24 protein-coding genes are annotated in these 25506 nt (G+C 52.6%); 20 read left to right on the top strand and 4 right to left on the bottom strand.

Translation table 11 applies throughout. The features are described from left to right. The first annotated feature begins 15 nt into the window (after window positions 1-15). Window positions 16-399: an Asp23/Gls24 family envelope stress response protein gene (locus CFI03_RS14055; protein ID WP_015845353.1), complete on the top strand. Its 384-nt coding sequence runs from the start codon at window positions 16-18 to the stop codon at window positions 397-399. Window positions 400-461: 62 nt separating this feature from the next. Here CFI03_RS14055 and ftsW read toward each other — a convergent pair whose 3' ends face one another. Both ftsW and CFI03_RS14045 read right to left on the bottom strand, forming a co-directional pair. After that, window positions 462-1637 carry a putative lipid II flippase FtsW gene (gene ftsW, locus CFI03_RS14050; protein ID WP_248757701.1) on the bottom strand — a complete coding sequence of 392 codons (1176 nt, stop codon included), beginning with the start codon at window positions 1635-1637 and terminating at the stop codon, window positions 462-464. Window positions 1638-1640: 3 nt separating this feature from the next. Then, window positions 1641-1985, bottom strand: coding sequence for a YugN family protein (locus CFI03_RS14045; protein WP_201001172.1), 345 nt, complete (start codon window positions 1983-1985; stop codon window positions 1641-1643). 267 nt (window positions 1986-2252) lie between these two features. On the opposite strand from CFI03_RS14045, the gene CFI03_RS14040 reads away from it, so the two are divergent. The 9 genes from CFI03_RS14040 to CFI03_RS14000 all read left to right on the top strand — a co-directional run bounded on the left by CFI03_RS14040 (window position 2253) and on the right by CFI03_RS14000 (window position 10903). Then, window positions 2253-3434, top strand: coding sequence for a M20 metallopeptidase family protein (locus CFI03_RS14040; protein ID WP_248757700.1), 1182 nt, complete (start codon window positions 2253-2255; stop codon window positions 3432-3434). 58 nt (window positions 3435-3492) lie between these two features. Beyond that, window positions 3493-3915: a CBS domain-containing protein gene (locus tag CFI03_RS14035; RefSeq protein ID WP_201001170.1), complete on the top strand. Its 423-nt coding sequence runs from the start codon at window positions 3493-3495 to the stop codon at window positions 3913-3915. Between the two features lie 124 nt (window positions 3916-4039). Further along, window positions 4040-5707 (top strand): DNA repair helicase XPB, encoded by a 1668-nt coding sequence (locus CFI03_RS14030; RefSeq protein WP_248757699.1) that lies wholly within the window; start codon window positions 4040-4042, stop codon window positions 5705-5707. Window positions 5708-5721: 14 nt separating this feature from the next. Continuing rightward, the gene (locus tag CFI03_RS14025; RefSeq protein ID WP_248757698.1) at window positions 5722-7488 is read left to right on the top strand and encodes a helicase-associated domain-containing protein; all 1767 of its coding nucleotides are present in this window, start codon (window positions 5722-5724) and stop codon (window positions 7486-7488) included. A gap of 73 nt (window positions 7489-7561) precedes the next feature. Then, entirely contained in the window at window positions 7562-8038 is a 477-nt protein-coding gene (locus CFI03_RS14020) for a YlbF/YmcA family competence regulator (RefSeq protein WP_248757697.1), read from the top strand. Window positions 8039-8075: 37 nt separating this feature from the next. Continuing rightward, on the top strand, window positions 8076-8339 hold the full coding sequence (locus CFI03_RS14015; RefSeq protein WP_201002296.1) for a YlbG family protein: 264 nt from the start codon (window positions 8076-8078) through the stop codon (window positions 8337-8339). A gap of 263 nt (window positions 8340-8602) precedes the next feature. Continuing rightward, on the top strand, window positions 8603-9040 hold the full coding sequence (locus tag CFI03_RS14010; RefSeq protein ID WP_127493463.1) for a hypothetical protein: 438 nt from the start codon (window positions 8603-8605) through the stop codon (window positions 9038-9040). A gap of 100 nt (window positions 9041-9140) precedes the next feature. Next, window positions 9141-10052: a selenium metabolism-associated LysR family transcriptional regulator gene (locus tag CFI03_RS14005; protein ID WP_127493461.1), complete on the top strand. Its 912-nt coding sequence runs from the start codon at window positions 9141-9143 to the stop codon at window positions 10050-10052. Beyond that, window positions 10043-10903, top strand: coding sequence for a PHP domain-containing protein (locus tag CFI03_RS14000; RefSeq protein ID WP_248757696.1), 861 nt, complete (start codon window positions 10043-10045; stop codon window positions 10901-10903). Before CFI03_RS14005 ends, CFI03_RS14000 begins: the two co-directional genes overlap by 10 nt. Window positions 10904-10968: 65 nt before the next feature. On the opposite strand, the gene CFI03_RS13995 is transcribed toward CFI03_RS14000, so the two are convergent. Next, the gene (locus tag CFI03_RS13995; RefSeq protein WP_248757695.1) at window positions 10969-11553 is read right to left on the bottom strand and encodes a C40 family peptidase; all 585 of its coding nucleotides are present in this window, start codon (window positions 11551-11553) and stop codon (window positions 10969-10971) included. Between the two features lie 437 nt (window positions 11554-11990). After that, a complete protein-coding gene (locus CFI03_RS13990; protein WP_248757694.1) occupies window positions 11991-13730 on the bottom strand; it encodes an Rqc2 family fibronectin-binding protein in 1740 nt (579 codons plus the stop codon). A 158-nt stretch (window positions 13731-13888) separates the two neighbouring features. On the opposite strand from CFI03_RS13990, the gene CFI03_RS13985 reads away from it, so the two are divergent. From CFI03_RS13985 to CFI03_RS13940, 10 genes are all read left to right on the top strand, one after another. Next, window positions 13889-16663, top strand: coding sequence for a calcium-translocating P-type ATPase, SERCA-type (locus CFI03_RS13985; RefSeq protein WP_248757693.1), 2775 nt, complete (start codon window positions 13889-13891; stop codon window positions 16661-16663). 115 nt (window positions 16664-16778) lie between these two features. Further along, on the top strand, window positions 16779-17612 hold the full coding sequence (gene dapF / locus CFI03_RS13980; RefSeq protein ID WP_127493598.1) for a diaminopimelate epimerase: 834 nt from the start codon (window positions 16779-16781) through the stop codon (window positions 17610-17612). A gap of 12 nt (window positions 17613-17624) precedes the next feature. Next, window positions 17625-19523: a bifunctional homocysteine S-methyltransferase/methylenetetrahydrofolate reductase gene (locus CFI03_RS13975; protein WP_248757692.1), complete on the top strand. Its 1899-nt coding sequence runs from the start codon at window positions 17625-17627 to the stop codon at window positions 19521-19523. Window positions 19524-19837: 314 nt separating this feature from the next. Next, a complete protein-coding gene (gene remA / locus CFI03_RS13970) occupies window positions 19838-20098 on the top strand; it encodes an extracellular matrix/biofilm regulator RemA (RefSeq protein ID WP_005548256.1) in 261 nt (86 codons plus the stop codon). A 13-nt stretch (window positions 20099-20111) separates the two neighbouring features. Next, window positions 20112-20729 carry a guanylate kinase gene (gene gmk / locus CFI03_RS13965; RefSeq protein WP_015845336.1) on the top strand — a complete coding sequence of 206 codons (618 nt, stop codon included), beginning with the start codon at window positions 20112-20114 and terminating at the stop codon, window positions 20727-20729. Window positions 20730-20746: 17 nt separating this feature from the next. Continuing rightward, entirely contained in the window at window positions 20747-20959 is a 213-nt protein-coding gene (gene rpoZ, locus CFI03_RS13960; RefSeq protein WP_127493448.1) for a DNA-directed RNA polymerase subunit omega, read from the top strand. A 302-nt stretch (window positions 20960-21261) separates the two neighbouring features. Then, window positions 21262-22020, top strand: a complete 759-nt coding sequence (locus CFI03_RS13955) for a DeoR/GlpR family DNA-binding transcription regulator (protein ID WP_127493446.1) — start codon at window positions 21262-21264, stop codon at window positions 22018-22020. A 28-nt stretch (window positions 22021-22048) separates the two neighbouring features. Next, on the top strand, window positions 22049-22777 hold the full coding sequence (locus tag CFI03_RS13950; RefSeq protein WP_201001149.1) for a (Fe-S)-binding protein: 729 nt from the start codon (window positions 22049-22051) through the stop codon (window positions 22775-22777). Further along, on the top strand, window positions 22774-24288 hold the full coding sequence (locus CFI03_RS13945; protein ID WP_248757691.1) for a LutB/LldF family L-lactate oxidation iron-sulfur protein: 1515 nt from the start codon (window positions 22774-22776) through the stop codon (window positions 24286-24288). The genes CFI03_RS13950 and CFI03_RS13945 overlap by 4 nt, the downstream gene beginning before the upstream one ends. Next, window positions 24281-25021, top strand: a complete 741-nt coding sequence (locus CFI03_RS13940) for a LutC/YkgG family protein (protein ID WP_248757690.1) — start codon at window positions 24281-24283, stop codon at window positions 25019-25021. Before CFI03_RS13945 ends, CFI03_RS13940 begins: the two co-directional genes overlap by 8 nt. The last annotated feature ends 485 nt before the right edge of the window (window positions 25022-25506 follow it).

The following is a 25506-nucleotide window of genomic DNA, read 5'->3' as shown; positions in this document are numbered from 1 at the left end:
GAGGAGTGGAATAACATGAACGAGGACCTTCAAACAGGCATTATCCGTATTTCAGACGATGTAGTGGCAACGATTGCAGGACTCGCTGCGCTTGAGACTCCAGGCATTGCCGGAATGTCGGGCGGGATCTCCGAAGGACTGGCGAAGCGCCTTAGCGGTAAAAACGTGCAAAAAGGTGTATCCGTCGAAGTAGGTCAGCTGGAAGCGGCAATCGATCTTCGCGTTATCGTTCATTACGGCATTCCGATTCAGGAAGTCTGCAGACAGCTGCAGCTGAATGTAAGAGAATCGGTTGAGAATATGACCGGTCTTAATGTGGTTGAAGTTAATGTAAAAGTAGAAGGCGTTGCCTTCAAAGAAGAAGAAACGTCGGAAGAACCGCAGCAACGCTTGAAATAGTATGCGGAGCTTACATAAAAAAGGCTGAACCGTTATTTTAACGGGATCAGCCTTTTTTTAGTTTAGTGATGATGACGTTTCGCTCGCTCCGGCTTTTCCTGCTTGTTGGCCTCCCGCGAGATGCTGAGAAGCACTCCGATACACATCAGACAGACTAACAGGGAGGAACCCCCGTAGCTGACGAAGGGGAGCGTGACGCCGGTCAGCGGAATTGCGCCGGTTACGCCGCCTACATTAACGAAGGCCTGAATGCCGAACAAGCCAACGACTCCTACTCCAACAATAGTTCCGTAATGATCGGGGCAGCGAAGAGCAACGATAAGCGCCCGCCAGAGAAAGAGCAAGTAAAACAAGAGGAACAGGCTTGCACCGATAAATCCCAGCTCCTCGGCAATGACGGAAAAGATAAAGTCATTATAAGGGTAGTCCAAGTAATGCAGCTTCTGCACGCTTTCCCCGAATCCCGCACCTGTAAAGCCGCCGTGTCCAAGCGCCTGCAAGGAGGATACCAGTTGGAACCCCGAGCCCTGCTGATCCGCCAGCGGATCGGAATAGGCCGTAAACCGGGCAACCCGGTAAGCCCAACCATCTGGATTGGTAGCCATGCCGATTGCCGCTAAAAGGATGGCGAAGATACCGATTACGCCGCCTGAAACGGCAACCTGCTTGAGATTGGCGCCTCCTGCAATGATCATAATCCCCGCACACGAAGCAAGAACGAGACAGGAACCCAAATCCGGCTGCATCATAATAAGGAAGCAAATAAATCCTACGATGATTAGTACCGGAAGCAGGCCTTTTTTAAAGTCCCGGAACTTTTCGCCCTTCTTGGTAATCAGAGCCCCTATATAGAGGATCATGGCAAGCTTGGCTATTTCCGTCGGCTGGATTCCCATAGTTCCGATTCGGAACCAGCTGCTCGCACCGTTCAGCGAGCCAATGGTTGGTACAATCATCAGCATGACTATGACCGGAATGAATAGGAAGATAAATCCCTTTTTAAAAATCTGGTAAGGGAGATTCATCAGGAAAAGCATGGAAAAGATGCCTAGAACCGCCCAAATGAGCTGCCGCTTAGTAAAATATAACGCATCATTGTGGAATTTCGGATTTGTAAGTGCAATGTTCGAGCTTGCGCTGAACACCATGACAAGGCCGAATCCAACCAGCAGCAGCGTTAAAATAAGGAGCAGAAAGTCCGGTCTGCCACGACTGCCATTCTGCTGTGTCTTCTTCATAGATTAGGCAAGCAGCTGCTTCAGCTTTTCGAGGCGTTGATTCGCAATCGTCATGATCGGCTGCGGAACCGGAGATTCGTATTCAAGACCATGAGGGAATGTAGCTTTTCCGATATATACATGTTCAATTGCAAGCACGGCATTAGGATTTTCGAGCTTGCCTTCAACGGCGCGAGTGTTGACGCGCAGGAAGTATTCCGAATTTGTCGCTTGATCTTCAAGCTTCAGATCGTATGTAGCGCGATAGTATTCCCACTGCCAACGTACAAAGCCAAGCTGCTCTGCAGACTCGTCCAGATGAGCCAGATCGCTTTGAAGGCCGTTAAGACCCGAGTTTTCAATTATCATCGTTATTTCCTCCTATAGTTGCTTGTGGAATGTAAGGTTTATGCTGGCAAAGCCCATTTTGCACAATGCGCAAAACTTTATTTGTACATCTTTTCCCATGATAGTATGTTTCCCCAGTCAGCGCAAGACTTACTCTCCGCTATAGCCATGCTTTCTCTTTGCCGCATCGCGCCGTTCTGTTAGAATAGATGGAAATAAGTTTTGCTTCATAACGCGTGTGAACGGCTATTGCGTTTACATTCAACAAACGTTTAGGAGGTGTATCCAATGAAGACTAGTAGCTATATAAAAGAGCAGCTGCAGCGTCTTTATCCGGAAATGGTCCGGTGGCGCAGACATCTCCATCAGAATCCGGAGCTGTCTTTTCAAGAGGTACATACATCCCGGTGGATTGCAGAGCAATTAAAAGCCTTTGGCTGCGAGGTGCGCGAAGGCGTTGGCGGGCACGGCCTGCTGGTTACGATAAAAGGGGAGCTGCCCGGTCCGGTTATCGCGCTGCGCGCCGATATTGACGCGCTTCCGATTCAGGATGAGAAGGAATGCGAATACCGGTCCAAGGTTCCCGGCGTGATGCATGCCTGCGGGCATGATGGGCATACGTCGGCATTGCTTGCCGTAGCGAATTACTACCAGCAGCATAAGGCGGAGCTGGCCGGCGAGCGCCGGTTGATTTTCCAGCCTGCCGAGGAGCAGACGCCGGGCGGCGCGATCCGCATGATTGAAGACGGGGCCTTGGACGGCGTAGACGCCATATACGGGGTGCACTTGTGGTCGCCGATTCCGTATGGACAGACCGCAACCAAGCCGGGTCCTTTTATGGCAGCGGCAGACGAGTTCACTTTAGAGATTGTAGGCCTAGGCGGACATGGCGGCATGCCTCACAAGACGATCGATACCATCGTAATCGGTTCGGCTCTCGTGCAGGCGGTTCAATCCATAGTTGGCCGCAACGTTGATCCTTTGAAGCCTGCGGTCGTCACAATCGGCTCCTTCCAGGCCGGAACAACCAATAACGTCATTGCCGAGCGCTGCGCGATGAAAGGGACGGTCCGCACATTCGACGAGGAATCCCGAAAGCTTACGCATGAAAGGCTTGAGCAATTGATTAACCATACCTGCAGCATGTACGGAGCGAAATACGACTATCATATGCGTATCGGGTATCCGCCCGTCGTCAACGACGAGGAGGAAGCGGGACGTTTCTTCCGGGTGTCAGGCGAACTGTTTGGCGCCGAGAATACCCTTCGTTCGGAAGCGATGATGGTCGCGGAGGATTTCTCGTATTATCTGGAGAAGGTACCGGGATGCTTTATGTTTGTCGGGGCGGGGAACGAGGAGACGGGAGTCGTATACGCCCATCACCATCCGCGTTTTGATATCGATGAGCGTGCCATGGTGCATTCCGCCCAGCTGCTTATTCAAATGGCGGAAGATTTTGCGGCGGAATGACAACGCTTTTGGCTGGATACCCTAAAGGAAGATATTCCGAACAGGAGGTTTGTCCGCCTTGCATAAAACGATCAAAGAGGTTATGTCGTCGCCGTGTATTACAGCAACATTACAGGATAACGTATATGAGCTTGCCGTCTTAATGAAGAAGCATGATATCGGATTTATACCTATAGTAGAAGGCTCAAAGCTGATTGGCGCCGTAACGGACCGGGATCTTGTCGTACGCGGTTATGCGGATAAGCATTCCGGCTCCACAGCCGTCGAGAAAGTAATGACAACCGATTTGCTGACCATTGCGCCGGACACAACCATGGATGAAGCGGCAGATCTGATGGCCAAGCATAAAATACGCCGTCTTCCCGTCGTAGAAAACGGTGAATTGGTTGGAGTTGTCGCAATTGGCGATCTGGCTGTCCGGGATGCCTTCATTCACGAGGCAGGCGCGGCCCTTAACGAAATATCGGAGCATGTGCATTAGATGAAATAACGGGATTCTTCCGGGGCGAACGCCTTTGAGGAATCCCGTTTTTCGTATAAAATTCTGGATAATTTTGCATACTGTGAGGTGAATGCTTACCGCTATGAACAATGGGGGAGATCTTATGTTGGAACGTCAGGATGGACCGTTAATTATTCAGTCGGATATGACGGTGCTGCTCGATTACGAGCATCCTTTATCGGAGGAAGCGCGCAGGATGCTGATCTTGTTCGCGGAGCTCGTTAAACGTCCGGGAAATTGGCATACGTATAAAATGTCCTCTTTATCCTTGTGGAATGCGGCTTCTACCGGCATGGAAGCGGCAACGGTTATCGAATCGCTAAGAAAATATGCCAGATACGGCCTACCCGGAGTATTGGAGACGAATATCCGCACACTAATGGAGCGGTACGGCAAGCTTCGGCTGGAATTAAGCGGGCACTGTCTCGTGTTATACGGGGACGATTCTTTGCTGGATGAGATCGCGGGGCATCCGATCATTCTGGAATGCTTGATGGAACGCGGGACCGGCGGTTCCTGGGAAGTAAATCCGGAGTACAGGGGCCAGCTTAAACAGGAATTAATCCGGCTTGGGTTCCCCGTAATCGATTTGGCCGGCTACCATACGGGTGAAGCTTTATCCGTATCGCTTAGACCGTTAACGCTGAGGGGCAGATCCTTCGAGCTTAGGGACTATCAGCGGCAGGCGGTTGATCTTTTTTATAAAGAAGGGACGATTCAAGGGGGAAGCGGCGTTATCGTTCTGCCGTGCGGAGCGGGCAAAACGATCGTCGGGATCGCGGCATTGGCAAGGTTGAACAGCGCTACGCTTATTCTTACTTCCAACGCAACCAGCGTACAGCAATGGAAGGAAGAGCTGCTGGACAAGACAACCCTTCAACCGGCGGAAGTCGGAGAATATACGGGCGCCTCGAAGGAGGTCCGTCCCGTAACGATTGCAACGTATCAAATTCTGACCCACCGGAAGTCGAAGAGAGATTCGTTCCGTCACATGAAGCTGTTCTCCGAGCGCGACTGGGGCCTCATTATATACGACGAGGTGCATTTATTGCCTGCCCCGGTATTTCGCATGACGGCCGATATCCAGGCGACAAGAAGGCTAGGATTGACGGCAACGTTGGTCCGGGAAGACGGCTGCGAAGAGGATGTATTTTCTCTGATTGGGCCAAAGCAGTTCGAGCTGCAATGGAAAACGGTCGAAGCGGAGGGGCATATCGCATCGGTTAAATGCACGGAAATCCGCGTGCCGATGGATCAAGGCATATCCGAGCTGTACCATTCGGCCGAGAAGCGCTCGCGGCTGCGTCTCGCAGCGGAGAATCCCGGCAAGGTACCGGTTGTCCGTCAGCTCCTGGAGCGTCACGAGGGAACGCCAACTCTCATCATCGGGCAGTATCTCGATCAGCTTCATTCTATTGCGGATTCGTTAGAGGTGCCGGTCATTACGGGAGAATTGCCGCAAAATGAACGCCACAGGCTGTACGAACAGTTTAAGTCGGGAGATGTGCCCGTTCTAGCGGTATCCAAGGTTGCGAATTTTGCGGTTGACCTTCCCGATGCGGCCGTCGCCATTCAAATTTCGGGGAGCTACGGCTCAAGGCAGGAGGAGGCGCAGCGGATCGGCCGTATTTTGCGTCCGAAGGAAGGCCGGAATGAAGCCTGGTTCTATACCATTGTGACCGATGACACCAGCGAAACGGAATACGCCGCAAGGCGTCAGATGTTCCTGCTTGAGCAAGGCTACCAATACGAGCTTGAAAAACGCCAGTAGGGAGGTTATTCTTCATGTTTGTACAACAGTGGTCGGAGAAACTGACAAGCCGCGTGAAGCAGCAATTCATGATGTCTCCCTTATGGATTGGTGCATCGGAGCGCGGGTTGCATTGGGAGGAAGCCGTAATCGACCGGCTTTCCATCGAGGAAGCGGTGGACCGGATGGACGAAGCAACCGCCACCGTCCTGAGGGCATTTTATAATTGCTTTGGCGCCGGTCCCGTTTCGGAGGAGCGGCTTTTTTCGTTGCGGCAGCGGTTCTCGGGTGCGGAGTTCCGTTACGGAATGATCCAGCTGCAAAATGCGGGAATTATTTTCGCGCTCCGTCAAGGCTGGGGGGAGCGGCTGTATGCAATGCCAAGCGACTGTTTTATGCAGTGGCATCCCTATTTGTTTCCGCTTGCTCCACTGCTCGCAGCGAATAGATCAAGCGAAATCTGGGAGCAGCGGCAGGAGGAAATAGCCCTTAAGCCGCTGGGGAGACAGCTTCTGGCGGTTTGGGCGGAGCTGGCCCGAAGCGGTTTAGGTTTGACGTCAAAGGGAATTTTGCCGAAGAAAACAACAGCGAGACTTACGCTGGCCGTTTCCATTACGGATGAGGATCTTCTTCAGGCCGGCTGGCAGCAGGAGGATACGGATCCTTATAATCCTGCCGTAAATTTTGTGCTGAAGCTTACCGGGCAATTAGGCCTGTTGGCAGCTGAAGAAAAGCAGCTAAAGTGGCAGGAAGACACGCTAGCTGCTTGGTTCTCGGAGGAGGAGCTTAAGCGGGAGGCTTTATTATTTCACTGGTGCCTGGATGAGCTTCTGAAGAAAAAGCCTGCGATGTGGCATATCATGGCGTTGTTGACCCGGCTTGAACCGGGGGCCTGGTATTCTGAAGCGGCTATTGCAGCCCAGCTCCCGCTGCTTGATATGAAAGGCATGGAGTGGGAAGAGAGCCGAAGTGCCTGTTTGAATCTGCTGCGCGGCTTCGGATGGATGGAATTCGCGCGTGCCGGAGACCAGAGAATGCTCCGGTGGACGATGATGCCGTCCTCCCTCGATTACGGGCAGCGTCCGCAGGCAAAGTATGAGCCCATTATGATAGAACCTAACGGCGATTTGCTTGTTCCTCCGGGCTGTTCTTACAGGGTCCGGTGGGAGCTGGAGCTTGTGGCGGACAGGAAGAGCGACGAACTGCTGTCCGTATGGCAATTAACTCGAAGCTCAATAGAACGGGCAATGACTCACGGACGGAGTTTTGCTTCGGTTATAAACTTTTTGCAATCGGCATCAGGCGGAGTCCCTATCCCGCCATTGCTCGAAGCCAGCTTGGCGGATTGGGGAAAACAAACGGCAGCGGTTGTTAAGCAGCCGTCAGACGCGTATCCCGAATTGCCGCTTGAACCCCGATCGGAAGAAAGCGGGTTTGAGCTCCGTTCTTCCGGACGGGCATTTGCGGGATGCGAGCTTATGAATCATGAGGATTTCAGAATAGAACGGTTTCTTCCCGAGCTTGAACGGGTACCTATAAACTGGATGCAGCAGTTGAGATCTTATCATCACTCCACGCGCCTGGAAATTCTGGAGAGGGCTTTGAGCTGGCAGGCTCCGGTCCAATTAAGGATGAACGAAAGCGTTGTGGCTTTTGTGCCAGCCAGACTGGAGAGAAGCGGAAGCAATTGGACCGTCACCGGCTTGCTGCGCGAAGCCGAGACGCACCGCGAAGTATGCTTGTCTCCGGAAATGTGGGAAGGGATGAAGCTGGTTGCGCCGGGAGTGAGTGGATTTGTGTAAAATTGTATCTATTCATTGAATGATTATGATATGATAGATTTCAAGCAAGTGTAAAAGAAAAGAGGGTGAACAAATGCCAACAACCACAGTTCTGCCCTACGATGGTGCAAGCGGCGTTTCTTCGCTGGATATGGCGTCGCTGTTGATGTGCGCTTACGAGCTGGGCGACTTTATTAACCAATCGGCCGAGGTAGCCGATTATCTATATTGGAAAGAAGCTGTACAGAAGGATGAGCAGGTGAAGGTGCTGACCAAGCAATTCGCCAAAGCGAAAGAGCTGTTCTCGGAATGCGAGCGGTTCGGCAGATTCCATCCGGATTATCATGCAGCCAAGGATAAAGTGAAGCAAATCGAGCGGGAGCTGGACCAGATTGAAGCGGTGAAACGGTTCAAGACGGCTGAGCAGCTCGTAGATACGATGCTGTATGACGTATCCCGCATGATCGCCGAATCGGTATCCGATACGATTAAGGTGCCGAGCAATGAAGGGAAAACGGGCGGCTGCGGTGGCGGCGGATCCTGCAGCTGCGGAAGCGGCGGCTGCGGATAAGCCTTTGCTTGATTCGACTCGACGGAGGGAATGGATGTTGTTACCGGAACGGACAGGTTATATCATATGGGTGAGCGATCTGAAAGCGGCCAGAACGCTTGAAAAGTACGGAACCGTTCATTATATGTCGCGCAAGATGCATTATGTCGTGATCTATATGAACGCAGAGCGCGCGGAGGAAGCGGCAAAAACAATAAGCCGTCTGCCGTTCGTGCGCAAGGTTGAACGATCTTACCGCAACGAATTAAAGACAGAATATACAAAAGATGCCGAGGATAAGACCAGATTCTACAGCATGTAGAACTAGAATTTCATAAGCTATGAACATTTATGGAATTCAAGCATGGAAGTAAATAATAATTAAATAAAATTGCGGGAAGATCGCTGGTACACAGAGAGACCAATGTACGGCGATCTTCTTTCTTTTATTAAGTTTTACAAATAATTACATTTATGGGCTGAGTTTATTTTATTGTTGAAATCTCGGACAATCATGGTTAAAATATCCTTATACATAAAAGTGGTAAAAAAGACCTGGTTCCTAAGACGGAGGTGTGGTGAACGATGAAGGACAAAACGACTAGAAGATGGAGCACTTATGAGACTTTTTATATCGAATTGGGCGATAAGAAAGTGGCGGACATCGTTATTACTAACCATGCCAGGAGCCGGTGGGTGGATCGGGTTGAAAGTGAGAAGACGGGCTACGAGGATATTGCCGAATTCTTATGGGAATGCCTGAAGCAAGGACGGGTTGAGCCTTATTACCGGAATGAAGAGGATGTTTACCTGATTGACGACGATCTGGTGTTTGTTGCTGAATTTGCCCCATCGGAAACGGACATTGATCTGCTTGGCAACCCGCTTCACAAGATGATTGTAGTCACCTTTTTGGGACGCATGTCGGAGACGATCGAATTGCGGGATTTGAAATCATACTATTCATGGCTTCGTCACTCCAGAAGAATGACCTTGGTGAAAAACAGCCGAAAAAGGAAATAATCGAAGAAACGCCGGGCGCAGCATCCAAACGAAGGGTGCTGCGCTTTTTTGCGCGCATTTGTAGTATAATAACCGCTAAGAAGAGAGGATGGTCGGACAGATGGCGCTTAATTTTCATCAATTGCACATTTTTTATACGGTAGCGGAACGGGGCAGCTTCTCTGCTGCCGCCCAGTCGCTGCATATGACTCAGCCGGCCGTGACGATGCAGGTGCAGTCGCTGGAGGACTATTTCGGGACAAAGCTGCTGCAGCGGTCTACCAAGCGAATCGACTTGACGGAAGCGGGAAAAGCGCTGATGCCTTACGCCCGGAGAAGCATCGAGCTGATCCGCGATACGGATCAAGCGATGTCGGCGTTTACCAAGCAGCTCAAGGGACGGCTTCAGCTTGGCGCCAGCCTGACGATTGGAGAATACATTTTGCCGCGCCTGCTTGGTCCGTTCGGGCAGACGTTCCCGGAAATATCGATCAGCATGAAGGTAATGAATACCGCTCAAATCATTGAAGAGATTATCCATCATCAATTGACCTTTGGATTGATCGAAGCCCCGGTCAATCACCCGGATATGCAGATGGAGGCCGTCATGAGCGACGAGCTCAAGCTGATCGTTCCGAAAGATCATCCGCTGTCTAAGCGGCAGACGGTTCTGCTTGACGAAGTGGCCGATTATCCGTTTGTGGTGCGTGAGCAAGGCTCCGGTACACGGTTAGTCATGGAGGACCAGCTTAAACGGAAAAAAATCGATCCGGCCGATCTGAAGATTGTGATGGAACTGGGAAGTACGGGAGCAGTGAAGTCGGCGGTAGAAGCCGGTCTCGGCGTCTCTTTTGTCTCTGAATCTTCGGTAAAGCACGAGGTGGCGCTTGGGCTTTTGCATGTGGTTCCGATTGAGGACACCCGGTTCAAACGGCAGTTCTACTCGATATATTTGAAGTCGACTCTTCTGCCGATATCGGCAGTTACGTTCCTCACTTTTTTAAGAGAGAAGGATTTGCAGCAATGGTTGTAGGAAAAGCGGACTTGCACAATCACACGACCGCCTCGGACGGGACAATGGCCCCTGCGGCCGTTGTTGCCCGCGCGAAGGCGGCGGGGCTGGCGGCTGTTGCGGTCACCGATCACGATACGATGGCAGGAGTTGAGGAAGCGCTCGAGGAAGGGCGGAAGCTCGGGATTACCGTCGTTCCCGGCGTCGAGCTGAGCACGGTTGCCGACGGTCGCGATATTCATATGCTCGCTTATTATCCGGACTGGCATAATGCTCTCTGGCAGGAGCGGCTTGCCGGGCTTCGGGCAACGCGCGGCACGCGGAACGAGATGATTATAGAGAGGTTAGTCCAGCTCGGGATTCCGGTTACGATGAGAGAAGTCGAGCAAATTGCTGCCGAGCAGGCGTTGGCCGGAAGCGATAAAGGCAAAGGGAAAACGATTGGCCGTCCGCATATTGCGGAGCTTTTGATCCGAAAAGGTGCGGTTGCCACGATGGCGGAGGCATTTGACCGGTATCTTGGGGAAGACGGCGCCGCATACGTGAATCCTCCGCGTATTCATCCGTTTGAAGCAATCGAATGGATACGCGAAGCGGGAGGGACAAGCGTAATCGCGCATCCTGGCTTGTATGGCAGGGATGATCTGGTCGAGCAACTGATCGGGAAGGGCGTTCAAGGAATCGAAGTGTACCATTCCGACCATGGACCGGAGGAAGAACGGCGTTACGCGGAGCTGGCAAAGAAACACGGGCTTATTATAACCGGCGGCTCGGATTTCCACGGGGAGCGTCAGGGCGAGGTGTTCCATGGCGAGATCGGCAGCAGAACCGTTGACGCCGCGGTGCTGGAACAGCTTCGCAAGAATAGATAGCTTTTCAAGAAAAATAGCGGTGCAAGGGAGAGATCCCTGCACCGCTATTTTTTATATTTTTGCCGTTAGTTAACGATTCTCTTAGCATAGACGAGCGAAGACGCAAACCATGTGCCTTCCATTGGCTCGTAAGTGACTTTGGCGCGTCCGCCGCCGGCTTGAAGAATGTAATGCTTGCCGTTAACCACTCCCGCATAAATGCCGACATGGCCGCCGCCGCCGCTTGTAGAGCGGTTTAAAGATCCGTCGCCACGGTCAGCCGAGTTTTTAAAGAACAGCAGGTCTCCGACCTTCAGGTTCTTGTATTTATTTTTGGAATCAATGATAACTTGCTTGCCGATGCTGTTGCTGTAACGCTGCGAGCGAGAAGAGCTGGAAAACTTGATTCCGAGCGTGCTGCTGTATACCCAGGAAGTAAAGTTGGAGCAGTCAAAACCGTAACCGGGTTTCTGCACGCCGCTGCGCCATTTCACGCCAAGCTGGGTTTTGCCTTTCGTAATTAGTTTGCTAAGCTGCGTGCTTTGGGTAGAGGTTGCTGCTGCCGCTTTAGGAGTGGTTACTCCAAGCGCGGGGGCTTGTACGGCACCGGTTAAAGCGATAACGCCCGCCAAAGTGATAATCCCTTTTTTGAAAATCGTTTTTTTAGTCATGTATGTATCCTCCTAATGGTTTTTTTGTGCAAGAAAGCGTGTAGTCTGCCAGCACAAGTTTTGTTTGGCACTTTTTATACTAATGACTTTTTGAGGGGGTAGTCAGCTAATAAAAGTTACCAATTCCATTGAAAAGGACTAAAATAAATATTCTTTTATAAACCCTTATTTCACCTTTAATACAAAAATTTCTAATATGTATGATAATAATTGCAACAATAGAAAGAAAGACACTAATAAACATTCATAATTCATCTGTATTTATATATTTAAGTGTGATTAGGTAATTTAAGGTTTCCCGATTCAGCGGATTGGGCCATTATTCCAGAGAAGGTTAGCGAAGGGTTTAAGGCTCGTTAAAGTTTTCTAATTTAGGATAGATCGAGCAAAAAACGAAAAAGCAGCCCGCCTCGGATGGAGGACGGACCGCTTTTTGCTTAATTCACGCTGCGCGATGGCATGGCTTTGATCCGCTGCTCATCGGGAGTAATAAACAGGGTCTTCTGATGGTCATAGATGACAAAACCCGGTTTCGAGCCGCTTGGCTTGCGGACATGGCGGATAAACGTATAATCCACGGGGATCAGGCTGGATTCCCTCGCTTGACTGTAATACCCGGATAGCATAGCTGCTTCCTCCAGGGTGGCATCCCCAAAGTCGCCTCCGCGGATGACCACATGGGACCCCGGAATATCCTTCGTATGCAGCCATACATCCGAAGGGGAAGCGAGCCGATTCGTTAAGTATTCGTTCTGCGTATTGTTCTTGCCGACATAGATGCTTACGCCTTCGGAGGAAGTATAGCAAATCAAGGTCGGACGCGCCGGCTTTTTCCGTTTCGGTCCGCGCTTCACTCTGCTGCGAAGATAACCTTGTTCGACGAGCTCATCCCTGATCTCTTCGATATCGGCGAGCGAAGCATTATCCAATTGCTGCAGCAGCGTTTCCATATAGGATATTTCGCCTTGGGCGAGCGCCATTTGCTCTTCAACGACGGCAATGCTGTTCTTCTGCTTCGTATATTTGCGGAAATACCGCTGCGCGTTGTCCGAAGGCGTAAGCTGCGGATCCAGCTCAATCGTGACCGTTGCCTGCTCTTCGTCATAGAAGTTGATGAGCTCGACGGATGTGTCTCCGCGGTTGATCTGATGCATGTAGGCAGTGAGCAGCTCGCCTAGCACGCGGTATTTATCGGCATCCTGTGCTTCCTCGACCGTTTCCTTCAGCTTTTCTATCTTCTTCTCGTTCTTGACCTTCTCGTTCTGGACGAACCGGATGAGGTCCAAAGCCCGCTGCTTGACCGTATCCCGTTCCGCTTTATCGCCATAGAAGGCTTCGAGGCATTCGCTGATTGAAGCAAAAAGCTCGGAAGAGCCCTGCACATGGGTCAGCGGAGTTATGGAAAAGTAAGATTTGCCATTGGCATCCACCGCTATGGTTGGCGCGTAGACATGCGCCTGGACATCGCTCATAAGCGCCTGGAAGCTGTTCCATAGACTGCTGCTTCCGTTCTCCGCGCGGAATACGATCTCTTTGGCGAGCAGAGGGCTTAGTCCGCTAAACGCCTGAACAAGCTGCCGCTGGGGCGGCAGGCTTTCATTGCCGTCATCCGCATGCTGCCCGAGCGCGGCCAGAAAATCCTGTTCGCTTGCAATCGCAAGGGGGTCGGTCTTTCCTTGATCGGGCGGGGCGGTATATTTGCTGCCGGGCATAACAATCCGGAATGTACTGATGGCAGGCGTCACGTGATGGATGCCGTCATGAATCGTCCCGGTTGCGGGATCCAGCAAAATAATGTTGCTGTGCCGTCCCATTATTTCGATAACGATTGTCTTGAGCGAAACATCGCCAAGCTCATCGCGGTGCCGAACGTCGATATGGATAATCCGTTCGCGTCCGATTTGTTTGACTGCTTCAATCGTTGCGCCTTCGCAATATTTGCGCATCAGCATGCAGAACATCGGTGCTTCCAGCGGGTTAATGTGCGAAGCATTCGTCCAGTGAACGCGCGGATACGTCGGATTGGCGGACAAGAGCAGCTTGCCCTGCGCACCTGCGCCGCGGATGCTGAATACGAGATCATTGTCCGTCGGCTGGTGAATTTTATGAATGCGGGCGCCTATGCAGCGCTGAAGCTCTTCAACTACTGCGTGAATAACAATGCCGTCTAAGGCCATGAGGGTTTAAGTCTCCTTTATCAATGTCTTTCTCTATCATGCCATAGTTAAACCAAAAACTTAAGTCTTTAAGTGGGATATTTTGCAGTTTGTCCGAATACATTTAGGCTTGAGAGGCTGTCCGAGAGCGCTCGGCATATACGGGAGGGAGTCGTACAATGGAACAATTGAAATGGCACCAAATGGAAGCGGGCGAACTGGCGAATAAGCTGGGCAGCTCGCTTGCGCAAGGGCTGTCTGCATCGGAAGCAGAAGACAGGCTGTCGAAGAACGGGCGAAACGAGCTGGCGGAGGGCGAGCGTATTTCCCCGGTTGTGCTTTTCCTGAATCAATTCAAAGATTTCATGGTGCTTGTGCTAATGGGCGCTACTCTCATATCGGGGCTCTTGGGCGAATATCTGGATGCCGTGACGATTGTGGCCATTATCGCGATTAACGCGGTACTCGGCTTCATTCAGGAATTCCGTGCGGAGAAGTCGCTTAGTGCCCTCAAGGAATTGTCCGCGCCTACGGCAAAAGTGATTCGGGGCGGACAACAGTTGATGATTGCAGCCAAAGAGCTGGTTAACGGGGATGTTATTCTGCTCGAAAGCGGCGACCGCATTCCGGCCGATATCCGGCTGATTGAAGCGAACAGCTGCTATGCCGAGGAATCTGCCCTGACGGGCGAATCGGTGCCGGTCGGCAAGCATGCCGCCGCTATTCATGAAGAGGACCTGCCGCTGGGTGACCAACGGAATTTGGGCTTTATGGGGACCATGCTTACGCGCGGAACAGCCAAAGGGGTTGTTGTCCGGACGGGCATGGAAACGGAAATGGGTAAAATCGCGGGACTCATTCAACAGACCGAATCGATGGAAACGCCGCTTCAGCACAGACTGGAGCAGCTAGGCAAAATATTAATCGCCGTTGCGATCGGGCTTACGATTATGGTCGTTGTTGCCGGCATTCTGCATGGACAGCCTGCCTACGGCATGTTCCTGGCCGGCGTCAGCCTTGCGGTAGCGGCTATTCCGGAAGGACTCCCGGCCATCGTTACGATTGCGCTTGCGCTTGGCGTACAGCGGATGATCAAACGGAAGGCGATTGTCCGAAAGCTGCCTTCCGTGGAAACGTTAGGCTGCGCTTCGGTTATATGCTCCGACAAGACCGGCACGCTTACGCAAAATAAAATGACCGTTACGAACGTTTGGCTGGGCGGACGGCATCTTCAGGTGACGGGCGAAGGTTATGAGCCGGTTGGAGCTGCTTTCGAGGATGGCTCCATGGTGGATGCGAAGCATGATATTGCCCTCAAGCGTCTCCTGCAGATTTCGGCGCTTTGCAATAACGCGACCGTTACGCAGGCGGAACAGCAGGATTCGAAGAAAAGGAAAAGCAAGGAGCCGCAAGAGGAATGGGTGCTGAAGGGCGATCCGACGGAAGGAGCCCTTACCGTTCTCGCTGCCAAGCTGGGGATGTCCGCCAAATCGCTGGAAGGCTTATATAAGAGGGAAAAGGAATTTCCGTTTGATTCCGAACGGAAGCGGATGAGCGTTCTCGTCTCGCATCAGGGTGGCAAGGTTGTGTATACGAAAGGCGCTTCCGACATGCTAATGGACCATTGCAGCTACGTGTTATGGGACGGCAAGGTAGTGCCGTTTACCGCCACGCTCAAGAAAAAATGCGCGGATGCCGCGGAAGAAATGGCGCAAAACGCGCTGCGCGTGCTTGGCCTTGCTTACCGGGATATCCGCAGCGGCGAAGCGACGGAGACGGAAAGCGATGTGGAATGCCAGCTTGTATTTGTCGGCCTGACCGGCATGATCGACCCGCCGCGCCGCGAGGTGCGCGATGCGATCGCGACCTGCCGCAGAGCGGGCATCAAGACGGTAATGATTACGGGCGATCATCAGTTGACCGCGGAAGCGATCGCTCACCAGCTTGGCATCATGCCGCGCGGCGGCGTAGCGCTGAGCGGCAGCCAGCTGGAAAATATGACGGATGATCAGCTCGACAAGCATGTCGACAATATCTATGTCTACGCCCGCGTATCGCCGGAGCATAAGCTCCGGATCGTCAAATCCCTGCAGAGAAAAGGGCATGTGGTTGCCATGACCGGCGACGGCGTAAATGACGCCCCGGCTATCAAAGCAGCCGATATCGGCATTGCCATGGGCATTACCGGTACGGATGTGTCGAAGGAAGCTTCCGCGCTTGTATTAAGCGACGACAACTTTGCGACGATCGTGTCGGCCATCGAAGAAGGCCGGAGCATCTATGAGAATATCCGCAAATTCATCCGTTACCTGCTGGCGTCCAACGTCGGCGAGATTCTGACGATGTTCCTGGCGATGATGGCGGGTCTTCCGCTTCCGCTCGTGCCGATTCAGATTTTGTGGGTGAACCTTGTGACGGACGGTCTGCCGGCGATGGCGCTTGGGGTTGACCAGGCGGAGAAGGATCTCATGCAGCAGAAGCCGCGCTCGGCCAAGGAAAGCGTATTTGCGAGACGGCTTGGCTGGAAAATCATCAGCCGCGGCGTATTGATCGGGGTATGTACGCTAGGCGCCTTCTGGATTACGCTTAAGCTTGCTCCGGGTACGGCCGCAGAGCAGCTTACCAAGGCGCAGACGGTCGCTTTTGCCACGTTGGTATTAGCTCAGCTCATTCACGTCTTTGACTGCCGCAGCTCGCGTTCCATCTTCCATCGCAACTTGTTCCAGAACCGTTACCTGGTGCTTGCCGTTCTATCGTCCTTGGTCCTGATGATCGGGGTGCTCTACATTCCGATGCTTCAGCCTATTTTCAAGACGGTCCCGCTCAACTTCCGCGAATGGTGCCTGGTATTCGTAGCCGCCGGCATTCCTACCTTCCTGATGGGTATCGGCAGCGTGCTTGGAACAAGCAAGCCTAAAAGCAAGCCGGCAAAAATGGCATTCAAAAATGTGTAACGAAGTACAAATGATGATCGGAATTATGAATAGCGTTTCCCTTTGCTTTGCGGTATGCTAAGGAAAAATGATAGCTTATTTTATCCATTGGCTGCAGTAAAGGGGGAACACCATGATGAAGTTTACAAAAATGCATGGTTTAGGGAATGATTTTATTGTTATCGCCGGCGAGCGGCAGCTGCCGGGCAATGTAGCGGAGCTGGCTATAGACCGCTGCAACCGGTTTTTCGGTATCGGCGCTGATGGGCTGGTGTACATCCTTCCTTCGGAAGTGGCGGATTTCCGCATGCGCATCATCAACTCCGACGGCTCGGAGGCCGAGCAATGCGGCAACGCGATTCGCTGCGCGGCGAAATACATTTACGATAACGGCCTTACGGATAAAGAGGAATTGACGATCGAAACGCTTGGCGCCGGCGCGCAGACGGTTCAGCTGGAAGTAGCGGACGGCAAAGTGCAGCAGGTTCGCGTCGATATGGGAGAGCCGATTCTAAACGGCCTGCAGGTGCCTACTACGGTTGACGAAGAACGCGTAATCGAGCATCCGATTGAAGTGGACGGCCGCGAATTCCGGTTCACGGCCGTATCGATGGGCAATCCGCATTGCGTGATCTACGTGGACGATGCCGCCAACTTTGATCTTGCGACTTGGGGACCCAAGCTCGAGACGCATCCGATGTTCCCGCGCAAGATCAATGTGGAGTTCGTTACAGTAACTTCCCGCGAACACGCGGAAATGCGCGTCTGGGAGCGCGGCGCTGGACCAACGCTGGCCTGCGGCACCGGCGCATGCGCAACGGTCGTTTCCTCCGTGTTGAACGGCTTAACGGACCGTACGGCGGTCGTAACGCTCAAAGGCGGCGACCTGACGATTGAATGGAACGAAGCGGATAACCATGTTTATATGACTGGACCTGCAGCCGAAGTCTACCGCGGCGAATGGGAATAGGGAGAAATGAATATGAAGCCCGATTTAAGAACGAAGCTTAAGCAGCGTATCTTGACCGGGGACGGCGCGATGGGAACCTATCTGTATCAGATGGGGTTCCCTGTCGGCGTTTCTTACGAAGAATTGAATATGACCCGCCCGGATGTCATTGAAGGCGTCCACCGCCGGTACTATGAGGCAGGGGCGCGCGTAATCGAGACCAATACCTTCTCGGCCAATCTGGTCAAGCTGTCCAAATACGGCCTGGAGCCGGATATGGAAGCGATTAACCGCGCCGGGGTGCGGATTGCTAAAGCAGCAGCAGGCGAGGATGCCTACGTGGTTGGCGCTGTTGGCTCGATCCGCGCGGGCAAGCTGAAGGATGTGCGGACATTCGAAGTCAGCCTAGCGTTTGAGCGTCAGCTCGACGCTTTGCTTGCCGAAGGCGTGGACGGAATTCTGTTTGAAACGTTTTATGATTTTGACGAAATGCGCCTGGCACTGGGACTTGCCCGCAAGCTAACCCAGCTGCCTGTCATTTGCCAGTTTGCCGTTCAGGATGTCGGACGCACGCAGGACGGTACCGGCTTGCTGGATGCTTTTACTTTATTGAAGGATGAGGGAGCGGATGTCGTCGGTTTCAACTGCCGGAGCGGCCCGAACGGAATCATGCGGGCAGTCGAGTCGATAAGCGGACCGGTAGAGCTGCCGCTGTCCATCTTCCCCAACGCGGGTATTCCAGATTACGTTGACGGTAAATACAAGTATTCGGCCGGACCGGAGTATTTTGCCGAGACCGCTCTGCAATTCGCGGACCGCGGCGCGCGGATTATCGGCGGATGCTGCGGAACAACGCCGGAGCATATTGCGGCCATGGCGAAAGCATTGAAGGATTATGTTCCGCTAAGCGGTGCAACAGCCGTTGCGATTGCCGACTCCCCGGAGGCGGAGGTTATCGTAATCGGGGCGGAACCTGCCGAAGTGGTGAAAAATGCTTCCGGGGAGCGGGCGGACACGCCGATTATTTCGGAACCATCGCTGGTGGACACCGTAAAAGTAAGGCATACGGTTATCGTTGAGCTGGATCCTCCGCGCGATCTGGATATCACGAAATTTATGGCCGGCGCAGCTGCCATCAAAGCCTGCGGAGCGGATGCCATTACGATGGCGGACAACTCGCTGGCGGTGACCCGTATGAGCAACCTGGCGCTTGCCGCGCTGGTGAAGGACCGGATCGGCTTGCGTCCGCTCGTTCATATCGCCTGCAGGGACCGCAATCTGATCGGAACGCAGTCGCATCTGATGGGGCTGGACGCACTCGGAATCGACCATGTGCTGGCGGTTACCGGCGATCCGGCGCGTTTCGGCGATTTGCCGGATTCCAGTTCGGTGTACGACCTGACCTCCTTCGAAATGATCCGGATGACCAAGCAGCTTAACGACGGCATCGCCTTCTCCGGCAAGCCGCTGAAGCAGAAGGCCAACTTTGTCGTTGGCGCGGCGTTTAATCCAAACGTCAAGCATCTGGACAAGGCGGTGCAGCGGCTGGAGAAAAAGATCGCTTCCGGAGCGGATTATATTATGACCCAGCCGGTCTACGATCCGTCTCTGATCGAGAAAATCGCGGATGCGACAAAGCATTTATCCGTTCCGTTGTTTCTCGGCATTATGCCGCTTGCGAGCGGGCGCAATGCCGAATACCTGCATAACGAGGTTCCGGGCATCCAATTATCCGATGAAGTGCGGAAACGGATGGCGGGACTCGAAGGTGCGGTGGGGCGCGCGGAAGGCGTTCGAATCTCCCAAGAGCTGCTGGATACCGCAATCCGTCATTTCAAGGGCATTTACTTCATGACGCCGTTTATGTTCTACGAGATGGCGGTGGAACTGACGGACTATGTATGGACGAAGACAGGGATGAAAAAACGATAAAATAGTCCGTTTTCGCAATTTCTCTTGTTTTCTCTTGTTCGTTTCTCCAAAATCCTTTAAACTATATAATAATGGATCGGGCTGCCTTTTTGACCGGCTGCATCTTTCCCGGGACAGGCAGTGTCCCCGGAATAGCGGGAACAGGCATGGAGGCGCGGCGCGGAACGTATGCTCCGGACTTTTTTCGTCAACAATAGTGCAATGGTTCTGTCGTTATTTGGCAGGGTGGAGCAATTCATCAGGGTCCAATACATTTATACTAATATATGATTTATACGGGAGTTGCACGAGGAAGACCGGAGGGGGAACCTGACTTGGCTATTAAACTTATTAATATCGGCTTCGGCAATATTGTTTCGGCCAATCGCATTATTTCAATTGTTAGTCCGGAGTCGGCACCAATTAAACGGATTATTCAAGAAGCACGCGACAGACACATGCTGATTGACGCGACTTACGGAAGACGCACGCGCGCTGTTATCATTACGGACAGCGACCATGTCATTTTATCGGCGGTGCAGCCGGAGACGGTTGCTCATCGCTTGTCGACCAAGGATGACGATAACGACGAATAATACGGGGAGTAATATGGATAAGGGATTGTTGATTGTATTGTCCGGACCTTCAGGCGTAGGTAAAGGAACCGTGTGTTCCGTCCTTCGCCAAAAGGTGCCTGAGCTTGTTTATTCCGTATCGGCCACGACGCGGAAGCCGAGACAAGGCGAAATCGATGGCATTAATTATTTCTTCAAGACGAAAGAGCAGTTCAAGGAGATGATTGCAAAAGACGCACTCCTCGAGCATGCCGAATATGTTGGTAATTGCTATGGTACTCCTCGCGATTTCGTGGAGAGTACGCTTGCAAGCGGCAAAGATGTTATTCTGGAGATTGAAGTACAAGGCGCATTAAAAGTGAAAGAGAAGTTCCCGGAAGGCGTATTTGTCTTCCTGTTGCCTCCTTCGCTTGATGAGCTGAAGTCCCGTATTACGGGCAGGGGAACGGAAACCCAGGATACAATCAATAACCGGATGACGGTAGCGGTAGAAGAAATGAATCTGATCCGTCATTATGATTATGCGGTTGTTAACGATGAGATCGACGCCGCGTGCCATCGTATTCAAAGTATTATTACGGCTGAGCATTGCCGGAGAGACCGGTATTATTCCCATCTGGGAGAGCTGTCAGCTGCTATCGAGAAAGTCTGAGCGAGAGGTGAAGAACAATGTTGTATCCATCGATTGATGAAATGGTGAAAAAAGTAGACAGCAAATATTCGCTTGTAGTTGCGGCTTCCAGACGCGCACGCATGCTGCGCAACGGTGAAAAATCCGAGCTTCGCAACCCGAAATCCCGCAAATTTGTTGGCGTTGCACTGGAAGAAATTTTCCACGACATCGTGCAAGTCGAACAAACAGCGGACAAACAACAACAATAAGATTGATTGAAAAAAGGATGGAGCTGATCAGCTCCATCCTTTTTTTGTTTTTTCGTTTCCGGCCATGCCCGTTTTTGTTTGAAGTAACAGTTTTCAAAAATAAACAAACATGATAACATATAAACAAACAAAAACAAATCTAATCGGAGGGAAAACAAAATGGCTCGCAAGTTATGGGATTCCTGTTAACCCGGCATATTGTCCTTCTGGTTCCGATCCTTCGTTGTATAATAAATAGCTTGGCCTTAAAATATCGATAGGTATGGAAAAATTGAGAAGAAAGAGAAAGAGGTAGGCAGGCTATGCTGGTTGCGGAAAGGTACGAAACGATAGTTCGATTGGTGAATGAGCGGGGCAGCATCCGGGTATCGGAGCTGAGCGAGCTTTGTCAGGTCACGGAGGAGACGATCCGCCGCGATCTGGACCGCCTGGAACAGGCGGGACGGCTTCGCCGCTCGCATGGCGGCGCGGTCAGCGTGAAGGATACGCAGCCGGAAACTCCGGTAGCGGAACGGGAAATTATGCATGCAGACGAGAAACGACGTATTGCGGAAGAAGCGGTCAAGCTGATCAAGCCGAACGACCGGATTTTGCTGGACGCCAGTTCCACGGCATGGTATATGGCATCGATCCTGCCGGATATTCCGCTCACGGTTTTGACCAATTCGATTAAAGTTGCCGTCGCCCTAAGCAATAAGGAGAAGATTGAAGTGATCTCGACCGGCGGCATTTTGGCTTCGCGTTCTTTATCTTATGTAGGGCCGCTCGCGGAACGCTCACTCGAATCCTATCATGTAAACAAGCTGTTTTTATCCTGCAAGGGCGTGCATCTGGAGCGCGGCATCAGCGAATCGAATGAGCTCCAGGCACGCATTAAGCATAAAATGCTCGGCATTGCGGAGCAGGTCATCCTGCTTGCGGATTCCAGCAAGTTCGGCGTTCAGGCGTTTACTCATGTAGGCGATCTGGCGGAGGTTGACGCCATTATTACGGACCGCCGGCTTTCCCAGGAAGCCGCAGCCGGACTATCCGAGCGTTCAATACCGGTTACGATGGTTTAACGAATCGATACGTTTGTGAGGTGACGAGGTGAAGGTCTCATTATTTATCACCTGTCTTAGCGACACGATATATCCCCGAGTGGGCGAGGCGATGGTCAGACTGCTGGCCAAGTACGGAATTCAGCTGCATTTTCCAACGGTGCAAACCTGCTGCGGCCAACCCGCCTTCAACAGCGGTTATTGGAAAGAAGCGCGGGAGAGCGCAAAGACGATTCTGGATGCGTTCGAGGATTCGGACTTCGTGATTTCGCCTTCCGGCTCGTGCACGGGCATGGTTCATCACTATCCCAAGCTGTTTGAAGCGGATCCGGTTATGCATGAGCGGGCAGTAAAGCTTCAACGCAAATCCTACGAATTCACGCAATTTCTTGTTCAAGTGCTTGGCGTAAAAGACGTTGGCGCGGTGTTCCCGCACAAAGTGACGTACCATCCTTCCTGTCACGGCAGCAGGCTGCTTGGCATTAAAGAGGAGCCGATGGAGCTTATGCGCCATGTGCAGGGGCTTGAGCTCGTTCCGCTTCCTTTTGCGGAGGACTGCTGCGGCTTTGGCGGCACGTTTGCGGTAAAGATGGCCGATATTTCCGGCGCGATGGTAACAGAAAAGGTGGATCATGTGCTGGAGACGGAAGCTGAAGTACTGGTAGGACTCGATCTGGCTTGCCTGATGAATATTGCCGGCAACCTGCGGTACCGCAATCAGCCGGTAAAGGTGATGCATTTGGCAGAGCTCTTGTATGAAGGGGTGAAGCAGGCATGAGTACGGCTGGAAATGCATCAACGGTAAAAGAACGCGCGGAGCTGGCGCTGAACGACGAGTTTCTGCGCAAAGCGGTCAAGTTCACGACGGAACGGCTTCGGAACGGCAAGAAACAAGCTTCCGCAGAGCATGGCAATTGGGATGACTGGCGGGAGCGCGGACGGCAAATCCGGCTTCATACGATCGCTCATTTGGATTACTACTTGAATATGTTTGCGAATCAGGCGCGCGCTAACGGCGTACACGTGCATTTTGCCGAAACGTCTGCGGAAGCGGTAAAGCTGTCTCTCGAGATTGCGCAGCGCAAGCAGGCGAAGTCGGTTGTAAAATCGAAATCGATGGTTACGGAAGAGCTGCATTTGAATCATGAGCTTGAGTCCATTGGCGTTGAGGCCATTGAAACGGATCTTGGCGAATATATCATTCAGCTGGCCGGCGAGACACCTTCCCATATCATTATCCCGGCTATTCACAAGAACCGTTATCAGGTGGCTGATCTTTTGTCCCGGGAAGCGGGGGAGACGCTAGCTCCGGATACGTCCATTCTTGCAGGCTTCGTGCGCAAAAAGCTTCGGGAGAAGTTTCTGGAGGCGGATATCGGGATGACCGGCTGCAATTTCGCGATTGCCGAGACCGGCTCGATGGTGCTTTTCGAGAACGAAGGAAACGCGCGGATGGTCACAACCGTTCCGAAGACGCAGATTACGCTGATGGGGATGGAACGGATTATTCCGTCCTGGGCGGATCTGGAGGTTATGGCTACTCTGCTGCCGCGGTCGGCGACAGGACAGAAGCTGACGGTTTACATGTCCGGCATTACCGGTCCAAGACGCGAAGTTGACGCGGACGGACCGGATGAAATGCATATTATTATCGTCGATAACGGACGATCCCTGCAGCTGGGCGACCCGGAGTTCCAGGAGCTCCTGAACTGTATCCGCTGCGGCGCTTGTCTAAACGCTTGTCCGGTATACCGTCACATCGGCGGACACGCATACGGCGGTACTTACAGCGGTCCTATCGGTGCCGTGCTGACGCCTGCTTTGCAGAAAAACGTAGCGGAGTGGGATGATATCGCCAACGCTTCAAGCTTGTGCGGGGCCTGCTACGAGGCCTGTCCGGTCAAAATTCCGCTTCACGAGATGCTGATTTATTTGCGCCGGCGCAAGCAGGAGCAAGGGCATGGCAATGCGGCGGAATCAGTCGGGATGAAGGGCTTTGCCGCCGTCATGGGCAGCTCGAAGCGTTATGCCGGACTTGTGAAGCTGGGCAAGCTGGGGCAAAAGCTTGTCGAAAGGGACGGAGGAATTCGTCTGAAGCTAGGCCCGCTTAAAGGCTGGAATACGTACCGGGTAACGCCAAGCCTGCCGAAGAAATCGTTCCGCGACCAGTGGGGGACGCTTGAGCAGGAGCTGCGACATGGGTTGAAGGAAGTTGCTCCCGACGTGCGCAGCCGGATGGAAGCCATTGTGAAAGGCAGAGACAGCAAGGGAGGCAACGGTCATGGCTAAGCAGGCGGATTCCCATGAGGAATGGCTGAAGCAGCTGGCGGAAGAGTCGAAGCGGAAGCAGGAGGCGTTCATGAACGGGATCGCCCAGAAGCTGAGACGTCCCCGGGTGACTTCGGCGCCGGAGCATCCGTTCCGCGGGGCGCCGGATTTCTGGCAAGCTTTCGAATGGCCGCTTGAGGAACGCATGGACCGGTTCGAGGCGAACTTCAAGGCAGCCGGCGGGCATGTAGAGCGGCTTGCCGACATGGAGGCGGCTAAGCGGTTTATCGCGGAGAAAGCGGAAGCGCTTAGCGCCAAATACGTCATCCGGCAAAATCAGCCGGAGTTAAACGGGCTTGGCCTCGAGGAGACGCTTGCCGCGTCCGGGGCGGAAGTCCGCGTATGGAACAGCGAGGTGGAGGAGAACTGGAGAGCGCGCGCGGCGGAATCGGACTTCGGTATTGTAATCGCCGACTATGCAGCCGCTTATACCGGCTCCGTAACCGTGTTATCCTCGAAGGATAAAGGCCGCTCGGTGAGCTTGCTGCCGACCGTATTGTTTGTTCTGATCCCGCTGGAGCGTTTGAAGACGCGGCTAGGCGAGATCCTGATCCGTTTCGATGAAGCGGGTCGAGAGCAACTGCCGGCCGGGATTCATTTTATTTCCGGACCAAGCCGTTCGGCCGATATCGAGAATGATCTGACGATCGGCGTGCACGGACCCGGCGTAGTCCATGCTTTGCTGATCGGTTGAATTTGTGCATGCCCTCAAGCATGGGCTGGCGTTTCTGCGCCGGATTAGAGCTTGAGGTTTTTTTGCAACGGTAGTCACCTCGTTTAGGGACACCAAATCAATCATTACTACGATCCCGGCGATCCCGGCGATTTTTACAAGGCTTAACGATGCGGGGCATCGTTAAGCCTCTTCTTTTCACACTTTGGAGAGTCCTTAGCGATGTGCCTTATCGTTAAGGAGCGCCCAATCAGCCATTTTTTTCGTTTCCGGCTAATTTTTACATTGCTTAACGATGCGGCGCATCGTTAAGTCTCTCTTTTTCCCTCCTTAGAGACTCCTTGGAGATGTGACACATCGTTAAGCCTGGCCAACGGATTAGGCTCATGCAGCGAACGCTTTACGATGTTCCTCGAAAAGCGTTTCAAGTATGGCTATAGAGCAGGAAAAGACTGAACTGGCTTGAATTAGTAGGAGAAAGCAATGAGATTATCCGTGAGGAGGAG

It is taken from the genome of Paenibacillus sp. ATY16 (assembly GCF_003399985.2).
Lineage (GTDB): Bacteria > Bacillota > Bacilli > Paenibacillales > Paenibacillaceae > Pristimantibacillus > Pristimantibacillus glycanilyticus.
The sequence above is the reverse complement of the archived record's forward strand: the minus strand, read 5'-3'. Positions and strand labels throughout refer to the sequence as shown.